Source organism: Agreia pratensis (assembly GCF_900177685.1).
In the GTDB taxonomy this organism is placed as follows: Bacteria; Actinomycetota; Actinomycetes; order Actinomycetales; family Microbacteriaceae; genus Agreia; species Agreia pratensis.
The window spans coordinates 1-15,951 of sequence record NZ_FXAY01000006.1; the positions used below are offsets into that span (position 1 = coordinate 1).

Genomic DNA, 15,951 nt, shown 5'->3' on the forward strand with positions numbered 1-15,951 from the left:
GCACGCTGTTGAGTTCTCAAAGATCGGACGCACCCGAACATCCACCACACCAACCGGCGCAGCCTCAACTCGGGGCAACTTCTCAAACCTAGACCCAAGTTTTGTTTCTGTCAAATCGTGTTTTGCGCTTATCCGGATAGTTTCGGGCGCTCAACTCGACTTCCGACAGATCGTTCCTGGGAAGAGGCGTTATACATCCTAAAGCAGTCCTACAGAACACTTCTAGAGCGATTCTGATTCAGCTTAGGATTTGGTCCCGCTTGAGGCCGGAAGCTCTTCGGCTTTCCGAACCTGTGGGGTGACAAGAGAAGACTTTACGGGCAGATTCTGCAGCGGTCAAAATGAGCCTGCAGCCCGGGCGTGTCGCCCCGGAATCCCGCGGATCGTCACTCTACGAAGACTCCCGCGAGAGTCTTCTTGCCACGACGAAGCACGGCTACTCCCGCGGAAAGAACCGAACCGTCGATGGTGGCCGTTTCGTCGGCGACCACGGCGTTGTTGACGTACACGCCACCCTGGGCAATCGCGCGCCGCGCTTCGCCCGCACTCTTCGTGAGTCCGGTGTCCACGAGGAGCTGGGTGATCAAAGCGTCTGGTGCACAGGTGGTGTTGGGCAACTCACGGAGCGCCGACACCAGCGTGACGTCATCGAGATCAGCCAGATCTCCTTGGCCGAACAAGGCCTGGGCTGCCGAGATCGCCGACTCGGTCGCCGCCACTCCGTGCACCAGAGAGGTCACCTCGTAGGCGAGTGTCTTCTGCGCTTCACGGCGGAACGGCTCTTCTTCGACGAGCACGGCGATTCTCTCGATCTCCGTCCGAGGGAGGAACGTGAAGATCTTGAGCCGCGTGATGACATCGGCATCGAGGGTGTTGAGCCAGAATTGGTAGAAAGCGTACGGGCTCGTCAGTGTCGGATCGAGCCAGACAGCGTTGCCTTCGCTCTTGCCGAACTTTGTGCCGTCGGAGTTCGTGATCAACGGGGTACCAATCGCATGAGCACTCCCCTGCGCCGCCCTATGGATCAGATCGGTTCCGCTCGTGAGGTTGCCCCACTGGTCGCTCCCACCGGTCTGAAGCACGCAACCGAACTTCCGGTAGAGCTCGAGAAAATCCATGCCCTGCAGAATCTGGTAGCTGAACTCGGTGTAGCTGATCCCCGCGTCGGAATTGAGTCGCGCGCTCACCGCATCTTTCTTGAGCATGGTGCCGACACGGTAGTACTTGCCCACATCACGGAGGAAGTCGATGGCAGACAGAGGCTGCGTCCAGTCGAGGTTATTGACCATACGAGCCGGATTTTCGCCGTCGAAACTGAGGAACTTCTCGATCTGGCTCCGAAGGTAGTCGACCCATTCGGCGACCGTGTCCTTCGTATTGAGGGTGCGCTCGGCCGTCGGACGAGGATCACCGATCAGTCCGGTCGAGCCGCCGACCAGGCCGAGGGGCCTGTGGCCGGCGAGCTGGAGTCGACGCAGAAGGAGGATCTGGACCAGGTTTCCTAGATGAAGACTCGGAGCGGTCGGGTCGAACCCGCAGTAGTACGTGATCGGGGGCCCGGCGAGCAGCCGCTTCAACGCATCGCGGTCGGTGGATACGTGAACGAGACCGCGCCACTCGATCTCATCCCAGACATCCTCGAACGAGGAATCGTTGTGCTGGGTGGTGAGAATCTGATTCGGAGTGGTCGACACCCGACCCACATTATCAGCGGAGGCCCCGGGGCGGACTCGGCGGGAAACAGGGCTGAAGCCTTGATCTATCTACAATCAGGTCAGTAGGCTTGATAACTAGGAAATCAAGGTTTAGACCTTGATAAGCAAGAAAGGCTCCTATGTACGTCATCACTGCAGACCAGGTCGACAGCAGGCATACAGCCGATCTCGCACCGCGCACGATTACTCTGCTAGACGAGAAATTCGCGTCGGGGCTCGCACTTCCTGTCGATAGAAACGCCGGGGACGAGATCCAAGCACTGATCGGTGACGCCGACACCACCATCGGAATCATCCTCGAGCTCACACGAACAGGAAAGTGGAGCGTCGGCCTCGGAGTCGGCGACGTCGAATATCCGCTGGGACCGTCGACGCGAGACACCCGAGGACCTGCTTTCATCGCAGCCAGGGATGCCGTCGACGCCGCCAAGAAGTCTCCCCAACGATTCGCTTGTCGCCACGAAACGACATCGCTCGCCGACGATGCAGCGGACTTCGAAGCCCTGATGCTGCTTCTCCTCTCGGTGCGCGAGCGCCGCACGAAACAAGGCTGGCAGGTGTACGACGTGCTCGCTCAAGGACGAACGCAACGGGATGCCGCTGCCGAACTGGGGATCACCCCGCAAGCGGTCAGCGATCGAATGTCAGTGGCCCAGGTCAGAATCGACCTCGAGGCCCAGGCACCCCTCGTGCGGTTGCTTTCCCGACTTCCCTCGACGACAGAGCCATCGAAAGGACAGCAATGACCGCGAGCACTGGCATCCTCATCCTGCTCGGCGCGGGCGTGCTCCTCAGCTCCATCGCGCTGATCCTCGACATCCGCGCTCATAGCCCGCAGAGAGCACCGTCTCGAACGAGTCGATCGGGGCGAGCTGTTCTCTACTCGCTGACCGTTCTCTCCTGCGGGGTCCTTGTCGCTGCGCTGGTCTTGTCGAGTCTCGTCCCACTCGCCGAGATCCAGGAGACACCGCTCGTACGAGTAGTCATGACTCTCCTGGCTCTCGCCCTTGCGACCATCGGCGGAGGCCCCTTCGCCGTGCTCGCCCTGCGCCTCGCGACCCGGGGCACGAGTCTCACGGGAGTGCATGGGGGCATCCTGATCAGCACGAACGACAGGCAGAGCGCGTCATCTCCGCCACCGGAGGCGCCAAGCCGACGCGGCGTCTTTCTCCGGCACCTTCTCGCCTCCCGCAACGCCGACCGTTTATCGGCCGAATCTTCACCGCCTGACAAAGCCATGGGCACGTCGACGGTCGAGGTTCTCCGCGGCGGTACGACCATCGGCGTACTCGAACGAATCGCCATCGCCGGCGCTATCACCGCCGGCTTCCCCGAGGCAATCGCCGTCGTCATCGCCATCAAAGGCGTCGGTCGGTTCAGCGAACTCGCCGCATCCGAAGCGAAGGAGCGCTTCATCATCGGCACCCTCGCGAGCTTCGTGTGGGCATGTTCTTGTGCTCTGGTTCTGCGCTGAGCAGACCCCACCGTTGAGACGAGAGCGATCTCTCAGTCGCGCTTGCGCGGAGCACTCGCACGATACGGCGAGACCGTCGGGTCTCCGGCGATGAAGAACCGCCACGGGTATGCCGCCGACCCACCCGGTCCGCTGACACCTGTTCGCACGCTCGTGCCTACATCGTGCTCCGCGTCCGAAAGCTCGAGCGAATACACATCTCCACCCACGTCCGCTCCCCCGTCCGATAGAGAAATCGCCATCGCCTTCGTCAGCCTCGCCGGCCCACGAGCGAGGTCACGCACAGCGACCTGCTCCCCTCGGTGGGCACGCGCTAAGTCGATCCCCTCCACGATCTCGCCAGCGCGCAGAAGTACAGCCGAAGCCTGGCCTTCCGGAGAACACACGATATTGGCGCAGACATGCATGCCATAGGTGAAGTAGGTGTACAGGTGCAGCGGCGGGCCGAACATGACGGCGTTACGAGGCGTCATCCCACGAAAGCTGTGCGATCCGGGATCTTCACCCACACCCAGATACGCCTCGACCTCGGTGATGCGCAAGGTGATATCACCCAACGCGGAGTGCCGAGTCAGCCGAGCCCCCAAGAGCTCGGGAGCGACCTCGACGCTGCTCCGGTCGAACACACCAGAACTGCGCGACGCCGGTGTGAACATCTATCTAGAACAGACCCTTGCCGGATACGACCGACACGATCACGACAAAGACGAGTATGGCGACGGCGACGCCGACGACGATCCACGTCGTGCGCTTCGACATCGGCGGCCGGGAACGCTTCTTCTTGTTGTCCTCGTTGCGCAGAGTCACAGGGCACCGATCTCGGGTGCTGCGGCAGCCTGCAGAGCGCGAACGCTCTCCGTGAGCGCGGCAAGCTGCTCTCTCACCCGATCGGGTGCGGTACCGCCGCGTCCATCGCGACTGGCGACAGAGCCTTCGATGGTGAGAACAGAACGCACAGCGGGCACAAGATGCGGCGACAGCGAGGCGTACTGCTCATCGCTGAGCTCATCGAGCTCGAGTTCGTTCTCCTCGGCGAAACGCACGAGTGCGCCCGTGATCTCGTGGGCATCGCGGAATGATACGTGCTGCTTGACCAGCCATTCCGCGACGTCGGTGGCCAATGAGAAGCCTTGAGGCGCCAAGTCCGCCATCCGCTCGGTGTGAAAGGTCATTGTCGCGACCATGCCGGTGAACGCCGGAAGCAGCACTTCGAGCGTGGTGATGGAATCGAAGACCGGTTCTTTGTCTTCCTGAAGATCGCGATTGTAGGCGAGCGGAAGTCCTTTGAGGGTGGTGAGCAGGCCGGTGAGGTTGCCGATCAATCGGCCTGATTTTCCCCGGGCGAGTTCCGCAATGTCGGGATTCTTCTTCTGCGGCATGATCGACGAGCCTGTGGAGTACGAATCCGACAGGGTGACGAAACCGAATTCCTTGGTGTTCCAGAGAATTATCTCTTCGGCGAAACGCGACAGATCGATGCCGAGCTGAGCGGTGATGAAGGCGAACTCTGCGACAACGTCTCGGCTCGCCGTTCCGTCGATCGAATTCCAGGCACTTCTGTCGAAGCCGAGCTCGACGGCCACGGCCTGGGCATCGAGACCGAGCGTGTTTCCGGCCAGCGCGCCCGAGCCATACGGCGACCAATTCGCGCGGCGATCCCAATCGACGAAGCGCTCGAGGTCGCGCACAAGCGGCCAGCAATGAGCGAGCAGGTGATGCGACAGCAGTACGGGCTGCGCGTGCTGCAGATGTGTGCGACCCGGCAGAATCGCGCCGAAGTGCCTGTCGGCCTGGGCAGCGATCGCGTCGATCAGGTCGGTGACAAGGTGCCGGATGCGTGAGGCATGGTCTCGAAGCAACATGCGTACGAGCGTGGCGATCTGGTCGTTGCGGCTGCGGCCCGCGCGAAGCTTGCCTCCGAGCTCGACGCCCGCGCGATCGATGAGTCCACGTTCCAACGCGGAGTGCACGTCTTCGTCAGAAGCCAGCGGACGGAATGTGCCGTCGGCCACATCGGAATCGAGAACATCGAGGGCGTCGATCATGCCCGTCAGTTCGGCGTCCGTCAGGTATCCAGCCTGTGCAAGCGCTCGAGCGTGCGCGCGCGATCCCGCGATGTCGTACGCCGCGAGCTGCCAGTCGAAGTGGGTCGATCTGCTCAGCTCGACGAGCTCTGGAGCAGGGCCGCCAGCGAAACGGCCACCCCAGAGAGCGCCGGCCTCGCCGGCGCGGTTCGATACGGTGTCGTCACTCATCTGTGTTCAGTTTCCTTTCGCCGGCGACTGCTGGCGAAGAAGCCAGACAAGAAGCGCCTTCTGCGCGTGAAGGCGGTTTTCGGCCTCGTCCCAGATGACGCTCTGCGGGCCGTCGATGACATCGGCACTCACCTCGTACCCGCGATCCGCCGGGAGGCAGTGCAGGAAAAGGGCGTTTTCCTTCGCCTGATCGAGAAGAGCCTGATCGACCTGGTATCCCCCGAAGATCGCCACTCGTTCGGCCTTCTCGTCTTCTTTGCCCATCGAGACCCAGGTGTCGGTCACAACGATGTCCGCGCCGCGGACAGCCTGAACCGGATCGACGTGCACGGCCACCGAGCCACCCGTCTCGGCTGCGCGTGCCTCCGCATCGGAGAAGACCTCCGGGCTCGGCGCGAATTCCGCTGGCGCGCCGATGCGCACGTGCATGCCCGCCGTCGCGCACGCGAGCAGGTACGAATGGGCCATGTTGCTGGCTCCGTCTCCGAGGAATGCGACGGTCTGGCCGGCGAGAACACCGCGGTGCTCCCGGATGGTCAGCAGGTCTGCGAGGAGCTGGCAGGGATGGAATTCATCCGACAATGCGTTGACAACCGGAACCGTCGTTCCCTTGGCCATCTCCTCGAGTCCGGTCTGTGCGTAGGTGCGCCACACGATCGCGGCAACCTGCCGTTCCAAGACCCGTGCGGTGTCGGACGCCGTCTCTTTGCCCCCCAATTGGCTCGATGCCATGCTGATGATGAGGGGGCTGCCACCCAGGTCTGCGATGCCGACGGCGAACGAGACACGGGTGCGGGTAGATGACTTATCGAAGATCACGGCGACGGTCTGCGGCCCCGCCAAGGGCTGCACCTGGAATCGGTCTCGCTTGAGCTCCAATGCCAGGTCGAGAATCTCGGCCTGCTCGGCAGGTGAGAGGTCATCGTCGCGCAGGAAATGTCTGGTCACGGGAGAGCTTTCGATAAATGTCGGAAAGGGAAAGACTAGCGGGCGGGGAGGCGAGGTTCAGGCAGAAGGCACGGCGTCGAGAGCCATACGGAACCGTTCGGCGAAGAGACGGACCTCGTCGTCGCCCACAATGAGCGGTGGAGCGATGCGAATACTCGAGTCGTTGGCCGCATTCACGATCAGGCCCGCGTCGAGCGCAGCCGACGACACCGCCGCGGCGATCGGCCTCGTCAGACCGACGCCGATCAGGAGGCCGCGGCCGCGGACCTCAGCCACGTGAGGCGAGTCGATATCGCGGATGATCCGCATGATCTCCTCTCCGCGAGCGGCGGCGTTGTGAACGAGTCCGGCGGACTCGATCTCAGCGAGAACAGCATTGGCTACCGCCGTCGCGAGCGGGTTGCCGCCGAACGTCGAGCCGTGCATTCCGCGCTGGAAGAGTTCGGATGCCCACCCGAAGGTCACGAGAGCTCCGATCGGGAACCCTCCGCCCATGCCCTTCGCCATCGTCACAGCATCGGGAACGATGCCGAACTGCTCGAAGGCGAACCACGACCCCGTGCGACCCGCGCCCGTTTGGATTTCGTCGAGGATCAGCAGCACATCGTGCTGGGCGGTCAACTCGCGAGCACGAACGAGGAAGCCTTCCGGCAATTCGACGACGCCCGCCTCTCCCTTGATCGGTTCGAGGATGAGCGCGGAGACCGAGCTGTCGATCGACCGCTCGAGCGCCTCGATTGTCGAGTCGATATGCTCCACGCCCGAGGGCATGGGTTCGAACGCATCGCGCAGGGCTGGCTTGCCGGTCAGAGCGAGCGCGCCCATCGTGCGACCGTGGAATGAATCGTGCACCGCGAGGATGCGATGACGGTCGCTCCCCCTCCTGTTGAGGCGAGCGAGTTTGAAAGCGGCCTCGTTCGCCTCGGCGCCAGAGTTGCCGAAGTACACTCGGCCCTCGGCACCGGCACCCGTGATCCTCTTCAGCCGCTCGGCGAGTTCAAGTTGCGGCGAGGTGGTGAAGTAGTTCGACACGTGCGCGAGCGTCGCCGACTGATGCGAGACCGCCTCGACGAATGCCGGATGCGCATGGCCGAGCGAGTTCACCGCGATGCCGGCGAGAAAATCGAGATACTGCTTTCCCGATTCGTCCCAGACGTAGCAGCCGTCTCCTCGGGTCAACAGCGCGAAGGGCGAGCCCATCGACTTCATCAGGGAGTCGCCGAAACGATCCGACCATGCTGTCTCGATACTCACAGTGCCTCCCGGCTGACCTCGGTGCCGATGCCGCTCTGGGTGAAGACCTCGAGCAGGATCGAGTGGGGCGTACGTCCGTCGATGATGGCCGCTTTCGCCACTCCCCCGTCGACGGCCTCGAGACAGGCGGCCATCTTCGGAATCATCCCGGACTCGAGCTTCGGCAGCAGATCACGCAGCGACTCCGGATCGATGCTCGACACCAGGGAATCCCGGTTGGGCCAGTCGCTGTAGAGCCCCGCCACGTCGGTGAGGATGACCAACTTGACCGCTCCGAGGGCGACCGCAAGCGCGGCGGCAGCCGCGTCAGCGTTCACGTTCAGCGATTGGCCGGGATGATCGATGTCGGGTGCAATCGACGAGACGACAGGAATGTAACCGGCCTCGAGACGCTGCCGCACGGCATCCGGATCGACCGCGACGATGTCACCCACCTGACCGATGTCTACCCGCTCGCCATCGATCTCGATGGTGCGTTTGCGCCCGGCGAAAAGTCCGGCATCGTCGCCGGAGAACGCCACCGCGAGAGGCCCGTGTTCGTTGATGTGCCCAACGATCTCTCGGCTGATCTGGCCTGCGAGAACCATGCGCACGACATCCATCGCCTCGGGGCTGGTCACGCGGTATCCGCCGCGAAACTCGCTCTGGATGCCGAGGCGATCGAGCATCGCCGAGATCTGCGGGCCACCGCCGTGCACCACGACAGGGCGGATACCCGCATAGCGCAGGAAGACCATGTCTTCGGCGAACGTCTTCTGCAACGCTTCGTCGACCATAGCGTTGCCGCCGAATTTAACGACCATGATCTGGCCGTGGAACCTCTTGAGCCAGGAGAGAGACTCGATCAGTGTCGAGACCTTGTCTCCGGCGGAGGGCGTGTTCGAAATGTCTGTCATCAGGTTGCGTATGCGCTGTTCTCGTGGACGTAGTCGTGGGTGAGGTCGTTCGTGAGGATTGTCGCGGTGGAAGCTCCGACCTTCAGGTCGATGAGAACGTGCACCGCGCGCGGCGTCAGGTCGATCGACTCGCTCGGCTGATCCGGCTGGCCGGACGAGCACACCCGCACCCCGTTGATCGTCACATCGATATCGAACGGATCGAATTGGGCCTCGGTTGTTCCGACGGCCGCGAGCACGCGCCCCCAGTTGGGGTCGTTGCCGAAGACCGCGGCCTTGAACAGGTTGCTGCGCGACACCGCGCGCCCCACGTCGACAGCCTCGTCTTCGGTGGCGGCACGGATCGTCTCGATCGTGATGTCGTGGCTCGCCCCCTCAGCGTCTCCTTGCAACTGCTGCGCGAGATCGGCGCAGATCGACGTGACGGCCGCCTCGAACTCGGCCGAGTCGGGTACGACTCCGGATGCGCCCGACGCCATGATCGTGACCTGATCGTTCGTCGACATGCAGCCGTCGGAATCGAGCCGGTCGAAGGTGACCCTCGTCGCGGAGCGAAGGGCCGTGTCGAGTTGAGCACTCGAGACGTCGGCATCGGTCGTGATGACGACGAGCATCGTGGCGAGCCCCGGAGCGAGCATGCCTGCCCCCTTCGCCATACCGCCGATGACCCATCCCGACGGCGAGGTCACGGCGGCCTGCTTGGGATGCGAGTCGGTCGTCATGATGGCGCGGGCCGCATTGGGTCCGCCGTCGGCTGTCAGCGCAGGAGCGGCGATGTCGACGCCCGCGAGCAGGCGGTCACGGAAGCTCTGGTCTCCCGTGCCGATGAGGCCCGTTGAGCACACGAGCACATCACCCGACGAGACACCCAGTCGTGCTCCCACCTGTTCTGCCGTCTGGTGGGTCGTCTGAAAACCGAAGGCGCCGGTGTAGCAGTTCGCTCCACCCGAATTGAGCACGATCGCCTCGATCGATCCGTCGACGATCGCCTGACGCGACCAGATGATGGGGTTCGCCGTGCAACGGTTGCTGGTGAACACGGCAGCGGCCGAACGCAGCGGTCCGAGGTTCTGAACCAGGGCCATGTCGAGCGCGCCCGACTCTTTGAGGCCGGCTGCGATTCCTGCTGCGACGAATCCTTGGGCGGCAGTGACACTCACGGGGCGACTCCATTCACCGGAAGACCGGTCGTTTCGCCCAAACCGAGCGCTATATTGGCCGATTGGATGGCTGCGCCGGCCGTGCCCTTGACGAGATTGTCGAGAGCGGTCACGGCGACCACTCTTCCCGCAGCCTCGTCGACCGCCAGCCCCACCAGGGCGACGTTCGCGCCCGTGACATCACCGGTGCGTGGAAAACGGCCTTCGGGAAGCAGGTGAACGAAGGGCTCGTCCGCGTAGGCGAGCTCCCATGCGCTGCGCACATCCGACGCCGTCGCACCAGGCGCGAGTCGAGCCGTCGAGGTGGCAAGGATGCCCCGCGACATGGGGACGAGCACGGGGGTGAAAGATACCGAGATGCGTGCGCCGGATGCTCCGCGCAGATTCTGAATGATCTCCGGCACGTGGCGGTGACGTCCGCCGACACCGTAGGCGCTGGCCGAGCCCATGATCTCGGAAGCCAACAGATCCGTTCGGAGCGCTTTTCCGGCACCAGACGGTCCGACCGCAAGGACAGCGACGATGTCATCGCCCTCGACGACATGGGCCGCGAGTCCGGGAGCCAACCCGAGCGAGATCGCTGTGACGTTGCAGCCGGGAACGGCGATGCGCTTCACGCCGACAAGCGCGTCACGCTGTCTCGAGCCGTCGTGCCTGATCAGCTCGGGAAGTCCATAAGGCCACGAGCCATAGAACTCGCCGCCATAGAAGTCCGCCCAGTCGGCCTCATCCACGAGGCGATGATCGGCACCGCAGTCGACCACGAGCGTCGAGGAATCGAGTTGCTCGGTCAGCTCACCGGACTTGCCGTGCGGCAGGCCCAGAAAGACGACATCATGCCCACCGAGGTTCTCGGGAGTCGTGTCGACGAGCTCGAGATGCTCGAGCGAACGCAGGTGCGGGTGCACGTCGATCAGTCGCTGTCCGGCATTGGCATGAGCCGTGACCGTGGTCACCTCGAAGTCGGGGTGGTCGGCGAGAAGACGGAGCACCTCGCCGCCGGCGTACCCGCTCGCACCGGCAACAGCAACCGAATAAGTCATGCCTTAAATCTAGTCGCTCCGCTCACTCGCGCAGTGACGCCCCGAACTCAGCACTGGCCACGGCTAGGCCGGCGAGCTTCGCGTCGGAGGCCTCGCCTGCGGTGAGCGTGCGGTCGGGAGCACGGAAGCGGAGCGCGAATGTCAGAGACTTCTCGGCGTCGCCGACTCCTGTACCCCGATAGTCGTCGACCAGTCTGATGTCCTCAAGAAGCGCGCCGGCACCGCGCACGACGGCATCGGATACCTCACCGGCGGGCGCGGTTCGAGGAACGACCAGCGACAGATCCTGCGTGGCAGCGGGGAATCCGAAAATGGGTCGAACAGCGACCTCTCGCGGCGACAGACCGATCAGCGCATCGAGATCGAGCTCAGCCACCGCGACGACGCGCGGCAGATGGGCTTCCTCCGCGATGCGGGGCAGCAGCTCCCCCGCAACACCGACGGCCGTCTCGCCTTCCGCGGTGGTCACGACGAGCGAGGCCGTGCGACCGGGGTGCAAGGCGGGGTGAGCGCCCTGAACGGGGCGGATCTCCACACCGAGCGCGAGCCCGAGCTGGCGCACCGAATCGAGCGCATCGGCCAATCCGACCGGTCGCGCGTCGAGTCCGGGCTGCTTCTCCCAGGCATGCCCGGCGAAAGCCACAGCGACATGTCTCGGCTGTGCCGGCAGGCCGGAGTCGAGACCGGCCAGCACGTCGTCGGTGGGACGGGCGCCGCCGATAGGCAGTTCTGTTTGACCGTAGACGACGCCGGGCTCCGGAAGGAACACGAGTCCCGTTTCGAAGAGTGCGAGATCGTTGAGTCCGCGGGAGAGGTTGCGGCGCACAATGTCGAGAAGCCCAGGCAAGAGAGACGTACGCAGATAGGGCGCCTCGGCATCGAGGGGGTTGGCCACACGAACTGCGGCGACCGCGGGGCTGTTCGGCGATGCGAAGAGCTGGGTCGCAGCCTCGGACACGAACGGGTAGGCCATGACCTCGACGAGGCCGCTCGACGCGAGCGTCTGCGAAGCCTGTCTCCGCAGAGTCTGCTCGCGTGTCAGGCCCCTCCCTGGAGGAGCCACCGGGAGCACGCTCGGGATCCGCTCGTAGCCGACGATGCGGGCCACCTCTTCGGCCAGAGCCGACTTGTGGGTGATGTCTGAGCGCCACGTCGGCGGAGTCACTCGCAGGCCACCCTCGATGTCGACGATGTCGCCGCCGATCTCGGCGAGCGCCGATCGGATCTCCTCATCGGTGAACTCGGCGCCGATAAGACCGGAGATGTACCCGTCCGGCAGCTCCACGGGCGTGGGCTGCGCATGCTGCGAGTACGTCGAACCCAGCTGATCCGCCGTTCCGCCGGCCAGGTCGACGAGCAACTGCACCACTCTCGCTGCAGCAACCGCGGCGACCGCCGGGTCGACTCCGCGTTCGAAACGACGCGACGCCTCACTCGGCAGTTTGTGTCGACGAGCGGTGCGGGCGATAGACACCGGATCGAAGTTCGCGGCCTCGATCAGCACCGTGCGCGACGAGTCGCCTATCTCTGTCGATGCGCCACCCATAACACCGGCGAGCCCGATGGCCCCGGAGTCGTCTGCGATCACGAGGTCTTCGGGGTCGAGAGCTCGCGTCTGGTCGTCGAGCGTCACGAGCTTCTCGCCCTGGCTCGCACGACGTACCCGGATGCCACCGGTCAGCTTGTCGTAGTCGTAGGCGTGAATCGGCTGGCCGAGCTCGAGCATCACGTAGTTGGTGATGTCGACGATCAGCGAGATCGAGCGGATGCCGGCAAGGCTCAGCCTGGTCGCCATCCACGGCGGGGTCGGCTTCGTCGGGTCGACGTCGCGCACAAGCCGGGTAACGAAGACCGTCGCGCCGACGCGACCCCTGATGGGCTCGTCATCGTCGATGACGACGTCAAATCCGGATGCGTCCTGGACCTCCGACGCCAGCGCGGGATCGCGGAATGCGGCACCGGTAGCGTGAGCGTATTCACGCGCGATCCCCCGGATCGAGAAGGCATATCCGCGGTCGGGCGTGACGTTGACCTCGACGGCCTGATCGTCGAGGCCGAGCAGCGAGAGCGCGTCTGTGCCCACAGCGGGGTCGAGACCCAGCGTTGCCAGACGAAGAATTCCATCGTGCTCGTCACCGAGGCCGAGTTCACGAGACGACGCGATCATGCCATCCGAGACATGTCCGTAGGTCTTGCGCGCCGCGATCGCGAAACCGCCTGGCAGCACCGCACCGGGCAAGGTCACGACGACCTTGTCTCCCGGCGCGAAGTTGTGTGCGCCGCACACGATGCCGCGCACGTCGGCCCCGCCATCCGGAGCCGTCTCGCCGTCGGGCGCGACGCGCACGCTGCACCAGCGGATCGTCTTGCCGTTCGACTGCGGCTCCTCGACGAACTCGAGCACCTCGCCGACCACGATGGGGCCGGTGAGGTCGAAGTCGTGAGAGCCCTCTTCTTCGAGCCCGACCTTGACGAGCGCCGCGTGAACATCGGCGACCGTCGAACCGGGAGTGACGTCGACGAATTCCGCCAACCATCCGAGTGGGATACGCATGGACTAGACCACCATTCCGAACTGCTGACTGAAGCGGATATCGCCCTCGACCATGTCGCGCATGTCATTGAGATCGTTGCGGAACTGCAGCGTTCGCTCGATGCCCATACCGAACGCGAAGCCCTGGTACTCCTCGGGATCGATGCCGGCCGACAGCAGCACATTGGGATTGACCATTCCGCATCCGCCCCACTCGACCCAGCGCGCGCCACCCTTGGCGTTCGGCTGCCACACGTCCATCTCGGCGCTCGGCTCGGTGAAGGGGAAGTAGTTGGGTCGCAGACGGATCTTGGCTCCCTCGCCGAACATGGCGCGAGCGAAGTGTTCCAGCGTGCCGCGCAGATGCGCCATGGTCAGACCCTTGTCGATCGCGATGCCCTCGACCTGCATGAACACGGGCGTGTGCGTGGCATCGAGCTCGTCGGTGCGGTACACGCGACCCGGCGCGATGACGTAGACCGGAAGCTCTCTCGACAGAAGGGAACGGATCTGCACAGGCGAGGTGTGCGTGCGCAAGAGAAGGTGCGACTCCACCGGCTCGATGAAGAACGTGTCCTGCATAGCCCGCGCCGGGTGATCAGGAGCGAAGTTGAGAGCGTCGAAGTTGAACCACTCGCTCTCGAGCTCCGGCCCCTCGGCGACCTCCCACCCCATTCCCACGAAGATGTCGGCGATGCGCTCCTCGAGAAGCGACAACGGATGCCGGGCTCCCACGCGGGCCCGGGTCGGCAGGGCGGTCACGTCGACGAACTCGCTCTCGAGCCGAGCCTCCTCCTCACGCGCGACGATCTGCTCCTCGCGCTCGGCAAGCGCCTGGGCGACCCTGGCGCGGGCCTGACCCATGAGCTTGCCGGCCGCGGCCTTCTGCTCTTTGGGAACATCGCGCAGGGTGGCATTAAGGCGCGACAGCACCGATGCCTCCCCAACGTGCGCGCTGCGGGCGGCTTTCAAGGCGGTCGAGTCATCGGCTGCTGCGATGGCAGCCAGGGCCGCATCAACGGCCGCGGCGACAGATTCGTCGGAAATCACTATGGGGTCAGACACGGTTCCCAAGTTTAGCGACCGAACGACAGCTACTCGGTCGTGCGGTCCTCAGGGTTTCCGTTCGGCAGGCCGATGGCGGAGATCGACGCCGTCGGTGTGATCTGGTCTTTCGGCAGCAGCTTGCCCGGGCTGCGCCTGCGGGCCAGGCGTCGAGCGATCGCCGAGACAGAGAGGTTGACCGCGAGGTAGATCACGAGGGTGACGAGGAAGAGGGAGAAGAGATAGCGGTTGCCAACGCTGCTGCCGAGGTTGTTCATCGTGGTGCGGATGAGTTCGTTGTACCCCACGATGTAGCCGAGGCTCGTGTCTTTGAGGAGCACGACGAGCTGCGCGATGATCACCGGAAGCATCTGTCGGAAGGCCTGCGGAAACTCGATGAAGGCTTTCGACTGAAAACGGGTGAGACCGAGGCTCAAACCGGCCTCTCGCTGCCCACGGGGCAGGGCGGCGAGGCCGGCTCGCAGGGACTCGCCGATGATGGCTCCGTTGTAGACACCGAGCGCCAGGACCACGGCCCAGAACGCCCCGGTCGAGGCCACGAGCAGGATGAAGAGCATCATGAGCAGCACAGGCATGCCACGGAAGAACTCGAGCACGATAGTGGTCGGGATGCGCACGATAGCGAACGTCGACGTGCGCAGCATGGCGAACAGCACGCCCACCACGAGTGCCATCGCTGCGGCGACGGCGGCTGCCTGAAGCGTTGCGAGGAGCCCCTCTCCGACACGAACCCAGAGCTCGGCCAACACGAAGATGTCCCACCGGGACCAGTCGAAATAGCCCGGAAGCGTGATGCCGGACGAATCGCGCGGCTGAGCGAGGGTATAGATGACCCAGGCGAGACCCGCGGCGATCAGAAGGACCACGATCACCGAGGCGATGCGCGACCGTCGCCTGGTACGCGGTCCGGGAGTGTCGAACAGAACAGAGGCGCTCATCGCTGTACCGCCAGCTTCTTCTCGAGGTGCGCGGACACGATGCCGAGCGGAATGGTGACGACGAGGTAGAACGCCGCAACGGCGAGCAAGATGGCGATCACGGCGTTGCCGTTGGCATTGGCCAGCTCCTTGGCGGCCGAGAACAGTTCGAAGACGAAGAATCCGCCGGCGACCGAGGTGTTCTTCGTGAGAGCGATCAGCACGTTGATAAGAGGCGGGATCACCATGCGGAAGGCCTGCGGAAAGATGACGAGCGTCGTCGACTGCATAAAACCGAGGCCCAGACTGCGTGCCGCCTCGGCCTGGCCGACGGCGACGCCGTTGATACCCGAGCGCAGAGCCTCGGCTACGAAGGGAGAGGTATAGAGGGTGAGCCCGATGAACGCGGCCCATTCATAGGGCAGACGTGAACCCAGCTGAGGAAGCACGAAAGCGCAGAAGAACAGCACGAGCGTCAACGGAGTGTTGCGTAACAGCTCGGTATAGACGCTCGCGAAAGCACTCAGCGATGGCACCGGTGAGATTCTCATCGCGGCGATCACCGTGCCGATGATCAGGGCGCATGCTCCGGAGAGCACGAGCAGCCACAGGGTCATCCCGAAGGCTTCGATGAACCGCGGCAGGTTCTCGATGACGGCGTTCACATGGGCTCATCTCGTGCGGAGGGGGA

Annotated in this window: 15 protein-coding genes; 2 read left to right on the forward strand and 13 right to left on the reverse strand. The window is 64.1% G+C overall.

Features of this window, described 5'->3' with window-relative positions; translation table 11 throughout:
* Nucleotides 1-386 precede the first annotated feature (386 nt).
* The gene (tyrS, locus tag B9Y86_RS15100) at nucleotides 387-1,694 is read right to left on the reverse strand and encodes a tyrosine--tRNA ligase (RefSeq protein ID WP_085487878.1); all 1,308 of its coding nucleotides are present in this window, start codon (nucleotides 1,692-1,694) and stop codon (nucleotides 387-389) included.
* A 140-nt stretch (nucleotides 1,695-1,834) separates the two neighbouring features.
* Here tyrS and B9Y86_RS15105 point away from each other — a divergent pair, with 140 nt between their 5' ends.
* The gene (locus B9Y86_RS15105) at nucleotides 1,835-2,461 is read left to right on the forward strand and encodes a hypothetical protein (protein ID WP_085487632.1); all 627 of its coding nucleotides are present in this window, start codon (nucleotides 1,835-1,837) and stop codon (nucleotides 2,459-2,461) included.
* Nucleotides 2,458-3,189, forward strand: coding sequence for a hypothetical protein (locus B9Y86_RS17795; protein WP_085487634.1), 732 nt, complete (start codon nucleotides 2,458-2,460; stop codon nucleotides 3,187-3,189). Before B9Y86_RS15105 ends, B9Y86_RS17795 begins: the two co-directional genes overlap by 4 nt.
* A gap of 32 nt (nucleotides 3,190-3,221) precedes the next feature.
* Here B9Y86_RS17795 and B9Y86_RS15115 read toward each other — a convergent pair whose 3' ends face one another.
* Genes B9Y86_RS15115 through B9Y86_RS15165 form a run of 12 tightly spaced genes read right to left on the reverse strand, consistent with a single transcriptional unit; the run spans nucleotide 3,222 to nucleotide 15,925 of the window.
* Nucleotides 3,222-3,845, reverse strand: coding sequence for a DNA-3-methyladenine glycosylase (locus B9Y86_RS15115; protein WP_085487636.1), 624 nt, complete (start codon nucleotides 3,843-3,845; stop codon nucleotides 3,222-3,224).
* Between the two features lie 4 nt (nucleotides 3,846-3,849).
* A complete protein-coding gene (locus tag B9Y86_RS17610) occupies nucleotides 3,850-3,996 on the reverse strand; it encodes a hypothetical protein (protein WP_176223384.1) in 147 nt (48 codons plus the stop codon).
* Nucleotides 3,993-5,444, reverse strand: a complete 1,452-nt coding sequence (argH, locus tag B9Y86_RS15120) for an argininosuccinate lyase (protein ID WP_085487638.1) — start codon at nucleotides 5,442-5,444, stop codon at nucleotides 3,993-3,995. Before argH ends, B9Y86_RS17610 begins: the two co-directional genes overlap by 4 nt.
* A 6-nt stretch (nucleotides 5,445-5,450) precedes the next feature.
* Nucleotides 5,451-6,392, reverse strand: a complete 942-nt coding sequence (gene argF / locus B9Y86_RS15125; RefSeq protein ID WP_085487640.1) for an ornithine carbamoyltransferase — start codon at nucleotides 6,390-6,392, stop codon at nucleotides 5,451-5,453.
* A 57-nt stretch (nucleotides 6,393-6,449) separates the two neighbouring features.
* On the reverse strand, nucleotides 6,450-7,601 hold the full coding sequence (locus tag B9Y86_RS15130; RefSeq protein WP_244894793.1) for an acetylornithine transaminase: 1,152 nt from the start codon (nucleotides 7,599-7,601) through the stop codon (nucleotides 6,450-6,452).
* 41 nt (nucleotides 7,602-7,642) lie between these two features.
* Nucleotides 7,643-8,542 carry an acetylglutamate kinase gene (argB, locus tag B9Y86_RS15135; protein ID WP_085487644.1) on the reverse strand — a complete coding sequence of 300 codons (900 nt, stop codon included), beginning with the start codon at nucleotides 8,540-8,542 and terminating at the stop codon, nucleotides 7,643-7,645.
* Nucleotides 8,542-9,702, reverse strand: a complete 1,161-nt coding sequence (gene argJ, locus B9Y86_RS15140) for a bifunctional glutamate N-acetyltransferase/amino-acid acetyltransferase ArgJ (RefSeq protein WP_085487646.1) — start codon at nucleotides 9,700-9,702, stop codon at nucleotides 8,542-8,544. Before argJ ends, argB begins: the two co-directional genes overlap by 1 nt.
* Nucleotides 9,699-10,745, reverse strand: a complete 1,047-nt coding sequence (argC, locus tag B9Y86_RS15145; RefSeq protein ID WP_085487648.1) for an N-acetyl-gamma-glutamyl-phosphate reductase — start codon at nucleotides 10,743-10,745, stop codon at nucleotides 9,699-9,701. The genes argJ and argC overlap by 4 nt, the downstream gene beginning before the upstream one ends.
* 22 nt (nucleotides 10,746-10,767) lie before the next feature.
* Nucleotides 10,768-13,299, reverse strand: a complete 2,532-nt coding sequence (gene pheT / locus B9Y86_RS15150) for a phenylalanine--tRNA ligase subunit beta (protein WP_085487650.1) — start codon at nucleotides 13,297-13,299, stop codon at nucleotides 10,768-10,770.
* 3 nt (nucleotides 13,300-13,302) lie between these two features.
* Nucleotides 13,303-14,343: a phenylalanine--tRNA ligase subunit alpha gene (gene pheS, locus B9Y86_RS15155; RefSeq protein ID WP_085487652.1), complete on the reverse strand. Its 1,041-nt coding sequence runs from the start codon at nucleotides 14,341-14,343 to the stop codon at nucleotides 13,303-13,305.
* A gap of 29 nt (nucleotides 14,344-14,372) precedes the next feature.
* Nucleotides 14,373-15,281, reverse strand: coding sequence for an amino acid ABC transporter permease (locus B9Y86_RS15160; protein ID WP_085487654.1), 909 nt, complete (start codon nucleotides 15,279-15,281; stop codon nucleotides 14,373-14,375).
* Complete coding sequence (locus tag B9Y86_RS15165) at nucleotides 15,278-15,925, reverse strand: amino acid ABC transporter permease (protein ID WP_085487656.1); 648 nt, start codon at nucleotides 15,923-15,925, stop codon at nucleotides 15,278-15,280. The genes B9Y86_RS15160 and B9Y86_RS15165 overlap by 4 nt, the downstream gene beginning before the upstream one ends.
* Nucleotides 15,926-15,951 lie beyond the last annotated feature (26 nt).